This is a genomic window from Methylobacterium organophilum (assembly GCF_022533465.1).
Lineage (GTDB): Bacteria > Pseudomonadota > Alphaproteobacteria > Rhizobiales > Beijerinckiaceae > Methylobacterium > Methylobacterium organophilum.
Genome location: NZ_CP092848.1, coordinates 3,982,501 through 3,994,403 on the forward strand (window position 1 = coordinate 3,982,501; position 11,903 = coordinate 3,994,403).

Sequence of the window (11,903 nt, forward strand, 5' to 3'; positions counted from 1 at the left end):
GGTATGGACCTCGTCGGCGAGCACGATCCGTCCCTCCAGGTCGGTCCCGAACTCGTATTTGGTGTCGGCGAGGATGAGCCCGCGCTCGGCCGCGAGCGCCTGGCCGCGGGCGAACAGGGCCAGGGCCGCCTCGGACACGGTCCGCCACTGCGCGGCGGTGAGCAGCCCCTGCTCCAGGATCGCCGCCGCGGTGAGGGGCTCGTCATGCGCCCCGTCCGCGGCCTTCGTCGTCGGCGTGATGATCGGCTCCGCCAGGCGCTCGTTCGGGCGCAGGCCGTCGGGGAGGCGGTGGCCGTACATCGCGCGCTCGCCGCGCTGGTAGCGGGTCAGGATCGAGGTCGAGGTCGTGCCCGCGAGGTAGCCGCGCACCACGATCTCGACCGGCAGGATCGCGAGGCGGCGTCCGACGACGACGTTCGGGTCCGGATAGGCGAGCACGTGGTTCGGGCAGAGATCGGCGGTCCGCTCGAACCAGAAGCGCGCCGTCTGGGTCAGCACCTGCCCCTTGAAGGGGATGGCGGCGAGCGGGCGATCGAAGGCGCTGATCCGGTCTGTGGCGATGAGGATCCGGCGGCCGTCGGGGAGGTCGTAATTGTCGCGGACCTTGCCCCGGTACCGGTTCGGCAGCCCGGCGATCTCGGCATCGTCCAGGACGTGATGCGCGTAATGCGCGAGGGAAGCGATGGCCTTCATCCGTCTTGCCCGCTCGTTCTTGCCCGCTCGTTCGGGAAGGAGAATCGAGCGAGCCTCCTAGCAGGAAAGGCGGCCGTCCGCCTCCGGGAAGCGAGGGGAGGGCCGGTCGGGCGCCGGATCTTCCCGAGCCGACCTCGTCGCGGGCTCGCCTACCAGCGGCGATGCCAGCCCCACCCGCCGTGCCAGCCGGCATGGCGGAAACCACCGTGATGCCAGGCGTAGCCGCGGTGCCAGCGGTAGCGATAACCGTCATGCCAGCGGTAACCGTACCAGCGGTGATAGCCGAAGCGGGGATAGACCGGCCCGTAGCCGTAGGCGCGGACGCCGAGATTCGGCCGGCACCAGCCGTAATAGCCGCGATGGAAGCCGGGGCCGCATCCGTCCCGGGCCTCGGCGCCGGAGGCGGCGGCGAGAAGCCCCAGGGAGAGGGCGAAGGGCAGGGCGAGCTTGCGGATCATGACGGGCTCCTTGCGCGTCCGGCCCGGGGCCGGAGGCCGGGTGGACGGGGAGGTCAGTTCGGCCAGCAGCGGCGGCCATAGGGACCGATGTGGAAGCCCGCCGGGCAGGACACGCCGCGGACATAGCCGCCCCACTGCCCGCCGGGCCGGCAGCCGCCATAGGGGCCGCGATGCGCGTAGGGGCCGCAGCCGCCATAGACCTGGATGATCCGCGCCTCACCGCCTCCGGCGGACACGGCATCCTGGACCAGCGGCAGGGCCGAGACCGGGGCCGCCAGCACGGCCAGCGGGAGGACGAGGAGAGCCGTTGAGGCGAGGGTCTTCATCGACGGGTTCCTTGCGCGTGGGGCCGGGGCCGATCCCCGGCTTCGGTCCCGGCGGCATGGACCGCCGCGACGGGTGCACGGAGGCTCGCCCACGCCGCCTTCCCGGATGTGACGGGCCGCTGCGTCGGCGTAACGTTTTGTAACGGGGCCGGAGGGCGGCCTCAGGCGAGCGCGGGCAGGGTGAGCACGAGCCGCGCGCCGCCGAGGGCGCCGGCCTCGGCGGCGACGGTGCCGCCATGGGCCTCCGCGATCTGCCGCGCGATGGCGAGGCCGAGGCCGGTGCCGCCGGTCGTCCGGCTCCGGGAGCGCTCGACCCGGTAGAAGGGGCTGAACACCGCCCGCCGCTCCGCCTCCGGAATGCCCGGCCCGTCATCCTCGACGACGACGGCGCAGACCGCGCCGGTGCGGCGCACGGTGACGGCGACGGTGGAGCGGCGGAACTTGACGGCGTTCTCGATCAGGTTGGCGAGGACGCGCCGCAGGGCGACCGCGTCCCCCACGGTCACCGCATCCTGCACGTCCTCGCCGATCAGCCGGATCGCGATTCCCTGCGCCGCCTGCTCGGCGACCTCCACCGCGACCAGGTCGGCGAGATCGACCGCCGAGCGTTCCACGCCGATGGCGGTGCCCCGGGCGAAGCCGAGGGAGGTGTCGATCAGGGCCGTCATCGCATCGAGGTCCTCGACCAGCCGCTCCCGCCGCTCCGGCTCCGACACGCCCTCGGCCCGCAGGCGCAGGCGCGTCAGGTAGGTCTTGAGGTCGTGGGAGATGGCGCCGATCAGGAGCGAGCGCTCGGCCATCAGGCCGACGATGCGTTCCTGCATCGCCTGCACGGCCCGGGCGAGATGCCGGATTTCCGGGGCGCCCTGGGGCGGGATGGCCGGCTCCGGCACGCGGCCGTCGAACCGGGACACGGCTTCGGTCAGGCGACGCAGGGGCGTGAGTTCGTGGCGCGCCCCGACCAAGACGAGACCGGCCACCGCCACGCCCAGGATCGCCACCCAGAGGCTCACAGGCAGCCCGAGCAGCCAGGGCATGAGCGAGCGGTGGCGGACGATGGCGGAGATGACGAGGATCCGGCCATCGGCGAGCCGGTAGGTCGCCAGCGACAGGCTGCCGATCGGCAGGCGCCGGTCCTGGTCCCCGACATCCGCCGCATCCACGCCCCGGCGCAGCAGGGCGCTGCTGGTGAAGGCCGCGATCCGGCCGTCCGTGTCCCCCGTCAGCCGCCGCAGCCGCGCCTCGAGGCGCGGCTCGCGGATCAGCGCGGCCTCCGGCGGGGGCTGGTCGGCGATCTCGGCCCGCAAGGCCTCGCCGCTCACCGCCCTCAGGATGGCCGGCCGCAGGGAGGGGTCCGTGTCCCGCAGGAGGGTCATGATATGCGCGGCCTGATCGACGCGCGGGAAGCCGCTGTCCCAGGGGAAGGGCCGGTGCGCGATCTGCCAGCGGTCGATCGTGACCGTGACGAGCACGAGCAGCGAGAGCGCCCCGAGCAGGAGCAGCATGATCCGGCCGAGCAGGCCGATCCGCGCCATCATGGCGCGGGCTTCACCGGGGCGGCCAGGATGTAGCCGGCGTTGCGCACGGTCTTGAGCAGGGCCGCCGCGCCGCTGCCGGCGGCGGCGAGCTTGTGCCGCAGCCGGCTCACCTGCACGTCGATGGTGCGGTCGAAGGCGTCGGCGGTCCGGCCGCGCGTCCAGTCGAGCAGCTGGTCGCGCGAGAGCACGCGCTGCGGGCGAGTGACGAAACAATGCAGGAGGTCGTATTCGGCGCTCGTGAGGAGGATCTCTTCGGCGGCCTCGCCCTTCGTGACCCGGCGCGCCGCGAGATCGACGACGAGATCGGCGACGCCGAGCCTCTCGGGCTCGGCCTCGGAGGCCGGTGCGCCGTTCGCGAGGGAGCGGCGCAGGACCGCGCGGATGCGGGCGAGCAGCACGCGGGGGTTGAAGGGCTTCGAGACGTAGTCGTCGGCCCCCATCTCCAGGCCGAGCACCCGGTCGATATCCTCGTCCTTGGCCGTCAGCATGATGATCGGCGGGCCGCCCGCCTCGCGCAGGCGGCGGCAGATCGAGAGGCCGTCCTCGCCGGGCAGCATCCAGTCGAGCACGATCAGGTCCGGCACCGGCCCCGCCGCGAGCCTCCGGTCGAGGCTCGCGCCGCCGTCGAAGCCCACGACGCGGAACCCCTCGCCCTCCAGAAAGCCCGCCAGCAGCGAACGGATGTCGGGATCGTCCTCGACGATGGCGATGGTGGTGCCGTCGTTCATGAACCGACCATAGGAGGCCCGCGCGCGCCGGCAACGCGAAAGCGGCCGCTGTCACAAAACGTTACACGGGCTTCACGCCCGGTCACACGGCGGAATTTCGAAGATCCGACGATGCGCCCCGTCGAACGAACCGGTCACGGGCGGCGCGACGCCGGAGGAACGGACAGATGGCGTCATCCAACCTCTCATCGCCGCTCTGGCAGGTCGCGACGGCCCTCGCCATGGGCGTGCTCGCGTCGATGACGGGCCACGGTGGCGGCGCCAGGGCGGCCCCGCGGGCCGTGCACGCGGCCCCGGGGCAGGCCCCTCCCGGGGTCGCGGCCTCTCGCGGCGACCGGCACGGACGCCTCGCCCCGGCGCCCCTCACCCGCGGAGCCTAGCATCGGATGGCCCCCGTCCCACGATCGACACCGCCCCGGATCACCCGCCGCGCCGCGCTCGCCGCCGCGGCCGTCGGGCTCGCGCCCCTCGGCCTGGCCGCGGTGACAGGGTCCCGGACGGCGCCCGCCCCCTCCGTCGGCGACGCCGCCCTCGCCGGTCCGCTCGGCGATGTCTGGATCGGCGCGCCGCCGGCGAAGGTCAGGCTGATCGCCTACGCCGCGGTGACCTGCACGCATTGCGCGACGTTTCACGCGCGGACCTGGCCGGCCCTCAAGGCGCGCTGGGTCGATACCGGGCAGCTGCGCTTCGCCCTGCGCGGCTTCGCCCTGAGCCCGCTCGACACGGCCGGCTTCATGCTCGCCCGGGCGGGCGACGACCGCCACTACTACGCGATCACCGACCTACTGTTCGAGAAGCAGGCCCTCTGGGCATTCGTGCCCGAGCCCCTCGACGCGCTTCGCGACCTGATGCGCCAGGCCGGGTTCAGCCGGGAGCGCTTCGAGGCGACCCTGAACGACCAGGCCCTCTACGAGGCGGTGACCCTCGTCCAGACGCGGGCGGCCTCGGTGCTCGGCGTCCATGCGACGCCGACATTCTACGTGAACGACACCCGCCATGACGGGGCGGCGACGGCCGAAGCCCTCGGCGAGGCCATCCGCGCCGCCTCGGGCTGAGCGCAGTCCGGGAGCGTCCCCCGGTCCGCCGGAATACCGTCCCAACAACCCGAGAGACGCCGCGACGGCCTCCCGCGCGATCCGCGGGGGCCGTCGCGACGCGGCCTGGAGGCCGGCAGGTCAGAACTGCCAGGTGAAATTGCCCTTCACCGCATGGTCCTGGATCCGGTCGCCGACCTGGCCGGTATAGGCCACGCTGAGGGTCGCGTTCGGCGCCACCCGCAGGTCGAGCCCGGCCTCGGCCACGAGGGCGTCCCGGGCGATCGGGATGCCGGCGCTCAGGAAGGTCGGGCCGTTGCCGAAGGACAGCAGGGCCGCCGGCACCACGTCGCCGAAGGCGCGACGGTAGCCCACCAGCCCGTGGGCCGAGAGCGGCGCCCCGGCCTCGAACCCGAGCGCGGTCTGCCCGCGCAGGCCGGCGGTGACCGCGCCCACGTCGTAGTCGCGGGCAAAGCCCGTCAGGGCCGCCACGCCCCCGGTCTCGACGAAGCGGTCGCGGCCGATCGCGACATAGGAGCCGCCCACGAACGGCTCGACGAAGCTGGCGGCTGCCTGGACCGGCACCGGGCCGTCCTTCGACAGGAGCGGCGCCGGCCCCTCCGCGCCGAGGAAGAAGCGGTAGCCGATCTCGCCGAAGCCCTGGATCGTCGCCCCGCCCGCGCGGGCGCCGGCCGAGTCCGAGAGACCCGCCACTGCGACGGTGCGGCGGGTGCGGATGCCGTCATCGGCATAGGTCGCGCCGAGCCGCAGCGAGACCGGCCCGACCTCGTAGCCACCGTAGACGCCGCCATAGGCGCCCTCGATCGTGCCGGATTGCAGCCGGCCCGTCGTGTCGAGGCTGGCGGTGGTGTAGCCGCCGACCACGCCGAGCTTGATCCCGTTCTCCAGCCTGACATCGGCGCCGAGGGCGAAGCCCGAGATCTGGCGGTCGAAGCCCGCCGCGTTGCCGTCCGAGCGCGCCGTGCCGAAGCTGCCGAAGCCCTGGCCCCAGAGGCCGAAGACCCGCGGGTCGAGGAGGCGGGCGGGCATCGCGACGACCGGCGCCGCCCGGCCGGGCAGGTCGGCGGTGTAGGTCGCCGGCAGGCTGCCGTAGTTCAGGCCCTCGGCGGTGCCGGGGGTGGCGCCCCAGCGCAGGCGGTCGAGGATGGCCTCGCGCACGAAGAAGGCGGTGGCGTAGGAGGTCGAGACGGTGCTGGCATGCACGTCGCCCGAGAGCGCCTGGAAGGCCGCCTGCGCCTCGGAGGCCGTGAGGCCGACGGTGCGCTGGAACGGGGCGGTGTTCGGGCCGCCGGCCTGGATCGCATCCGCCACCCCGGCCTGGTTCCGGTTCTGGGCGATGGTCGAGAAGGCGATGTCGTTACGCGTCAGGTTCAGGGCGACCGCATCCGCCGAATAGGTCAGCGTCGGATAGAGGAAGGCGAGATTCGCGGTGACGTTCGCGAACTGCCCCGTCACGCCGCCGGCCGCCGTGAGGATGGTATAGCGGGTGCGCGGATCGTAGGTGCCGCCGGCCGCCGTGACCTGGACGGTGCCGCCGTTGAGGGTGGCGCTGCCGGTGGCGGCGATCCGGTCGGACTGGCCGGAGGCGTTGGCCTCGACGCCGTAGATGGAACCGGCCGCGAAGGTCACGGCGCCGGCCACGTTCAGGGTGCCGATGGAATTGCCCGGGGCCACGGTGGCGCCGGAGGTCGCGACGACGCCGCCGACCGTGCCGGTGCCGCCGAGGCTGGCCCCGGAGCCGACGGTGACGAGGGAGCCGGCGAGGCTGCCATTCACCGCCAGACGGCCCTGGGCCACGCCGGTCGCGCCGGTGAAGGTGCTCGTGCCGGTGAGGCTGAGCGTGCCGGCCCCGGTCTTGGTCAGGCTGCCCGTGCCGGAGATCGGGTTGGCCATGGCGGCGTCGGCGGCCTGGTCGAGGATCAGGCTAGCATTGTCGACGATGGCGCCGGAGCCGAAGCTCGTTGCTGAGCCCACCAGGGTGCCGCCCGCCACGGCGGTGCCGCCGGCATAGCTGTTCCGGCCGGTCAGGATCAGCGTGCCGCTGCCTGCCTTGGTCAGGCCGCCGCTGCCGGAAATGTCGTTCTTCCAGGTGTCGAGGGCGCTGTAGCCGCCCTGGGCCGCGTCCATCGTGACGGTGACCGTGCCGTTGAAGGCGCCGTAGCCGTCCATGGCCGTGTAGAGGTTGAGCCGGCCCCAGCCGTCATAGGTGTTGCCGCTCAGGAGCGGGTAGCCCGAGGGCAGCCCCGTCGTCGCCAGCACCTCCCGGCGCTGCGCATCCGTTAGGTAGGGGAAGCGGGTCAGCAGCAGAACCTGCGCCTGGACCGGCACCTCCGCCGCGGTCATCGGCGCGCTCGGGCCGACGGGCTGGAAGCCGTAGGTCAGGCGCGCAGTGTAATCGGCCTTGTTCCGGGCGGCATCGCCGAAGGCATCGGCGGTCCCGGAGGCCGCGGCGTTGGCGAGGCAGGCATTGACGCTCACCGCGCCACAGCTCGCCGCCAGATAGGCCTGGGTCTGCTGGTAGGCCTGGTAGACGGCATAGGCCTTGGTGTTGGCGGGGTTCGTCCAGTCGACCCGGTTGCCCTGGTCGTCGTAGAGCGCGGCATAGATGTTGGTGGCGGCGATGGCCGTCGCCTGCATCCGGCCGCCCATCACGTCGAGGGGCGAGTGCATGCCGGCCAGGATGCGGTTGTTGCCGAGTTCGGAGGCCCGCGTCAGCATCTCCTGCCAGCGCTGCGGCACGAGGAAGCCGACGCCGAGGGCCTGGAGATAGCCGGAATTGGTGTGGCCGCTCGGGAAGCCGCCATCCGCGTAGGCGTTGGTGCCGTTGACCCGCGGATTCAGCAGCGTCGGCACGGCCACGCCGGTCGAGACCCGGAACGGGCGCGGGGAGGTGCCGATGCCCGGGACGTAGTCGCCGACGCCGAAGGTCGTGGGCGTGAAGGCGCCGGTCGAATCGTAGGACCCGACATTGGGCGCCGTCAGCGGACGCCCGCCATTGGCGTCGATCATCGCCTGGGTGACGGTGAAGCCCTTCACCCAGCGTTCCGTCGTCCCGTAGACCGCCGGCACCGTGAAGTTCGACAGATAGCCCGGCACGACCATGCCGGCCGTGTCGGCGGCCGACAGGCCCCGCTTGTTCGTCGCGGCGTTGTAGGTGTTGAAGCGGGGGTCCAGGGGATCGATCGCCGGGTTGGCGCCCTGGAAGCGTCCGAAGACGCGCTTCGAAGGCTCGGTGGAGGCGTTGGCCCGGACCGTGTTGTCGATAAAGGCGACCGCCGCAGCGAGAGGGGTGGCGCTGCCGTTGCCGAAGGTCGTGCTCCCGCCATTGGCGTCGGAGCCGGCGTTGAGGTTGGCGGCGTAATCCGAAAGCTTGGTCGTCGCGTAGGTCGTCGGGGTCAGGGCGTTCGGCTTCGTGCCGGTGAAGCTGGCGCCTGCCCCGGTGAGATAGGCGGAGGTCAGCGGCCCGAGCCCGTTCAGGATGCTGTAGGCTTGGCCGGTCCGGTCGTCATGGATCGCGGCCAGCGTCTGATCCGCCGTCCGGCCCTGGGTCATGGCAATGACGGTCTGATAGTTCTGCGTCAGGACCGCAGGATTGCCGGCCATCAGCCCGACATAGGCGTCGAGGAGGCGCGGGATCACGGTTCCCGGATTGACCGAGGTGCTGTTCGCGAACCCGATGCCGGGCGCAGTCGGCACCTGTTGTGCGAGGGCACCGATCGGAATCATACCCGTCGATGCGAGCAAAAGCGAAATAAATTTCTTCATCATGACCCACTCATGGCCTATCTATTGGCCTTGAGGGCGCATTAATCTTGGCGGATGACGCGGATGTGACATGCAAGTCACATTTTTTAGTTGCATAACACTGTGATCTTACGGCAACATGATCGAGATCTTCGATGGTTTTCTCCGAGAAAGCTGGCGTCGAGGGTCTTTTCTGCCATGCGCAACCATGAGCGCTCTGCGGCTCGGCGCGTCCGGCTTGGCCCGTCCTGCGGAGGCGCGGCGAGCGACGGCAGGCCCTCTCCGCGAGGACGAGCCGACGGTTCGTCGGCTCACCTTCGCGCGCGGCGCGCCCGATTAGGGCGGCGTCAGAGCAGCGGCCGCTCGCGGATGCGACCGTCGAAGTCGACATGGAGCAGGCGCTCGCCGCCGTCCGGGCCCTTGGCGGCGACCTCCAGGTGGCGGGGGCCGCGGCCGATGATCCGGACATCGCCGTAGCCGGCCTTCTCGACCGCCGCGGTCAGCCCGGGCAGGTCGAGCGCGGGGCCGAGGCCGATCCTGTCCTTCGCCCAGTCCGCGGTCCCGGGCGGCGGGCCGCCGGGCCGGCCGAGGACGGTCTGCTTGCCGTCCGCGCCGGTGATCAGCTTGGCGTGCAGGAAGCCCTTCTCGAAGCGGCCCTGGACGGTGACGGTCTCGCCCTTCGTGACGAGCTTGCCGTCCTCCCCGTCGCGGCCGGTCTCGACCAGGGCGCGACCGGTGGCGTCCTGGATGACGAACTTGTTGCCGAAGACCTCGGCGACCTCGCCCCTGGCCGCGATGGCGCCGGACGGGGCCAGCGCCGAGATCGCGCTCGGTGCCACCGGCGTGGGCGCCACCGACGGGCCGGGCTTGGCCAGGGAGAGGCCGATGGCGCCGAGGGCGAGCGGCGCGGCGATGGCACCGACCACGAGACCGCGCCGGTTCCGATGGGGCCGGGCCGGGGACCCCGCCTGCTGCGGCATCTCCTGCGCCTGACCCTCGATAGTCTTGTCGTCGCTCATGATGATTGGCTTTCCTGTTCGTTGTCGTTCCTCTCGGGTGGCCAACGTCTAGGACAGGGGCCGAAACCCACCCTGAACCACTTCGTTCAGGTTCGGTTAAAGGGCCACCGATAGGGGCGCCATCAAGGGGGGAAGGGGTCGCGATGAAGATCCTGCTGGTCGAGGACGACGAGGCGCTCGCCGCAGAGCTCGCCAAGGTTCTGCGCACCGAAGGCTTCGCCCTCGACTTGGCGCGGGACGGCGTGGATGCGGGGCACCTGGGCGAGACCGAGGCCTACGATGCGGTCGTGCTCGATCTCGGCCTGCCCCAGCGCGACGGCGTCTCGGTGCTGCAGGGCTGGCGGGCCGCCGGGCGTACCATGCCGGTCCTCGTCCTCACGGCGCGCGACGGCTGGAGCGACAAGGTCGCGGGCTTCAAGGCCGGCGCCGACGACTACCTCGTCAAGCCGTTCCGGGTGGAGGAACTCGTGATGCGGCTGCGGGCCCTGATGCGCCGCGCCCAGGCCAACGGCGCCGCCCGGGTCGCCTGCGGCCCGCTCACCTTCGACGCCGGCCTCGGCACCTTCGAGCATGACGGGTTGCCCCTGCGCCTGACCGGGCTCGAATGGCGGGTGCTGTGCACGCTCATCCTGCGCAAGGAGGCGGTGGTGCCCCGCGGGCAGTTGATCGAGCGGGTCTATGACGGCGACGCCGAGGTCGATTCCAACTCGGTCGAGGTCATCATCACGCGGCTTCGCCGCAAGATCGCCCCGGCCGCGATCGAGACCGTGCGCGGGTACGGCTACCGGCTGATGCCGACGGGCGCCGCGTGAATCCGCCGGCGCCGTCCCGCGCCTGGTTGCCGTCGCGGCTGCGGCCGTTCGGCAGGTCCGGCTCCCTTCAGCGCCGCCTCCTGCTGGCGGCGGGCGCGTTCCTGGGGATCGCGCTCGTCGCTGCCGGCCTGTCCATCGGCTTCATCCTGCACCGCTTCGTCCGCGGGCAGGTCGACGGCCGGCTCGACGACCGCCTTCTGTCCCTGGTCTCGGACCTGCGCCCGGCGGCCGGAGGCGGCTTGTCCCTGGGGCGCGACCGCGATGGACCGCCCTTCGACCGGCCCCGCTCCGGCTGGTACTGGCAGGTGCGCCGCGGCGAGGCGGTTCTGCGCTCCGATTCCCTGGAGAGCCGGGCTCTCGCCGTTCCGGCGCTGCCGGCGGAGCGCCGGGCGGACGATGCCCCGGTATCCGCGGACGGCATCGGCCCGTGGGGCGACAGCCTGATCCTGCGGGTGCTGGCCGTGCCGGGTCAGGGCGGCGCGCCTCCGACCGTCTACGCCGCCTCGGCCCCGTCCGCGGCCCTGCGCGGGCCGGTCCTGGAGGCCTTGCGGACGCTGGCCGTCTGCCTCGGACTGATCGGGTTGTTCCTCTTCGCCGGCGTCGTCTTCCAGATCCGCCTCGGGTTGCGCCCGCTGCACCGGCTGCGCGACCAGCTCGCGGCGGTGCGGGCCGGCGGGCTCGACCGGCTGCCCGGTCCGCAGCCGGCCGAGGTCCGGCCCCTGGTCGCCGAGATGAACGCGCTGCTCGCCCAGAACGCGGCCAATCTGGAGCATGCCCGGGCTCATGTCGCGAACCTGGCCCATGGCCTCAAGACGCCGCTGGCGACCCTGGCGATGGCGCTCGCCGAGACCGGCTCCGAGCGCGATCTCGGCCTGGCGCGGCATGTCGAGGGCATGGACCGGCGCATCCGCCATCACCTGCGCCGTGCCCGGGCCGCCGCCATCGCCGGCCCCTCCCGGATCAGGGCCGACCTCGCCGCGCAGGTGGCCGACCTGGCGATGGCGCTGGTACGCCTCCATGCCGACAAGGACATCGACATCGTCACCGCGGTGCCCGACGGTCTCACGGTCGCCTGCGACCCGCAGGATCTCGACGAGATGTTGGGAAATCTGACCGAGAATGCGTGCAAATGGTGCCGTGGGCGCGTGCGGATCCGGGCGGCGCGCCAAGACGGCGCTGTCGTCGTCCGGGTCGAGGATGACGGGCCGGGCCTGGACGAGGCCGCCAGAGCCGAGGCGATGATGCGAGGCCGCCGCCTCGACGAGAGCCGGCCCGGCCACGGGTTCGGCCTGCCCATCGCCATGGAGCTGGCCGAGCTCTATGGCGGGTCCGTCGCGCTCGCGGCATCCGAATTCGGCGGGCTCGAAGCACGCCTGACCTTGCCGGCGTAATCGCCGTGCCGCCGCGCAGTCCTCCCAGGAAACACCGACGGGATCCGGCAGATCGATGGTCGGTCATGGCGCAGCTCTTGCGGCGCAGGCAGACCATCCGCTCATGGGAATAGTCCGCTCATTTCGCGCGGCCGAGCCG

At 72.3% G+C, this 11,903-nt stretch carries 11 protein-coding genes (1 of these 11 running past the window's edge); 4 read left to right on the forward strand and 7 right to left on the reverse strand.

The window, feature by feature from the left end:
- The 5 genes from MMB17_RS18820 to MMB17_RS18840 form a co-directional block, all read right to left on the reverse strand.
- On the reverse strand, positions 1-693 hold the 5' portion of the coding sequence (locus MMB17_RS18820; protein ID WP_241099892.1) for a phosphoribosylaminoimidazolesuccinocarboxamide synthase. It extends 309 nt beyond the left edge of the window; the window shows 693 of its 1,002 coding nt (coding positions 1-693); the start codon lies at positions 691-693; its stop codon lies off the left edge, out of view.
- A gap of 149 nt (positions 694-842) precedes the next feature.
- Positions 843-1,151: a GCG_CRPN prefix-to-repeats domain-containing protein gene (locus MMB17_RS18825; protein ID WP_241099893.1), complete on the reverse strand. Its 309-nt coding sequence runs from the start codon at positions 1,149-1,151 to the stop codon at positions 843-845.
- A 53-nt stretch (positions 1,152-1,204) separates the two neighbouring features.
- Positions 1,205-1,477 carry a GCG_CRPN prefix-to-repeats domain-containing protein gene (locus tag MMB17_RS18830; RefSeq protein ID WP_241099894.1) on the reverse strand — a complete coding sequence of 91 codons (273 nt, stop codon included), beginning with the start codon at positions 1,475-1,477 and terminating at the stop codon, positions 1,205-1,207.
- A gap of 161 nt (positions 1,478-1,638) precedes the next feature.
- Positions 1,639-3,015: a sensor histidine kinase gene (locus MMB17_RS18835; protein ID WP_241099895.1), complete on the reverse strand. Its 1,377-nt coding sequence runs from the start codon at positions 3,013-3,015 to the stop codon at positions 1,639-1,641.
- Positions 3,012-3,743, reverse strand: a complete 732-nt coding sequence (locus MMB17_RS18840; protein WP_241099896.1) for a response regulator — start codon at positions 3,741-3,743, stop codon at positions 3,012-3,014. Before MMB17_RS18840 ends, MMB17_RS18835 begins: the two co-directional genes overlap by 4 nt.
- Before the next feature lie 167 nt (positions 3,744-3,910).
- On the opposite strand from MMB17_RS18840, the gene MMB17_RS18845 reads away from it, so the two are divergent.
- Entirely contained in the window at positions 3,911-4,123 is a 213-nt protein-coding gene (locus MMB17_RS18845) for a hypothetical protein (RefSeq protein WP_241099897.1), read from the forward strand.
- Between the two features lie 6 nt (positions 4,124-4,129).
- Positions 4,130-4,798 (forward strand): thioredoxin domain-containing protein, encoded by a 669-nt coding sequence (locus tag MMB17_RS18850; protein ID WP_241099898.1) that lies wholly within the window; start codon positions 4,130-4,132, stop codon positions 4,796-4,798.
- A gap of 120 nt (positions 4,799-4,918) precedes the next feature.
- On the opposite strand, the gene MMB17_RS18855 is transcribed toward MMB17_RS18850, so the two are convergent.
- Together MMB17_RS18855 and MMB17_RS18860 are read right to left on the reverse strand one after the other, a co-directional pair.
- Entirely contained in the window at positions 4,919-8,494 is a 3,576-nt protein-coding gene (locus MMB17_RS18855; RefSeq protein WP_241099899.1) for an autotransporter outer membrane beta-barrel domain-containing protein, read from the reverse strand.
- Positions 8,495-8,889: 395 nt separating this feature from the next.
- Positions 8,890-9,561: a DNA-binding protein gene (locus MMB17_RS18860; RefSeq protein ID WP_241099900.1), complete on the reverse strand. Its 672-nt coding sequence runs from the start codon at positions 9,559-9,561 to the stop codon at positions 8,890-8,892.
- 143 nt (positions 9,562-9,704) lie between these two features.
- On the opposite strand from MMB17_RS18860, the gene MMB17_RS18865 reads away from it, so the two are divergent.
- Positions 9,705-10,373, forward strand: a complete 669-nt coding sequence (locus MMB17_RS18865) for a response regulator (RefSeq protein ID WP_241099901.1) — start codon at positions 9,705-9,707, stop codon at positions 10,371-10,373.
- The gene (locus MMB17_RS18870; protein ID WP_241099902.1) at positions 10,370-11,764 is read left to right on the forward strand and encodes a sensor histidine kinase; all 1,395 of its coding nucleotides are present in this window, start codon (positions 10,370-10,372) and stop codon (positions 11,762-11,764) included. The genes MMB17_RS18865 and MMB17_RS18870 overlap by 4 nt, the downstream gene beginning before the upstream one ends.
- Positions 11,765-11,903 lie beyond the last annotated feature (139 nt).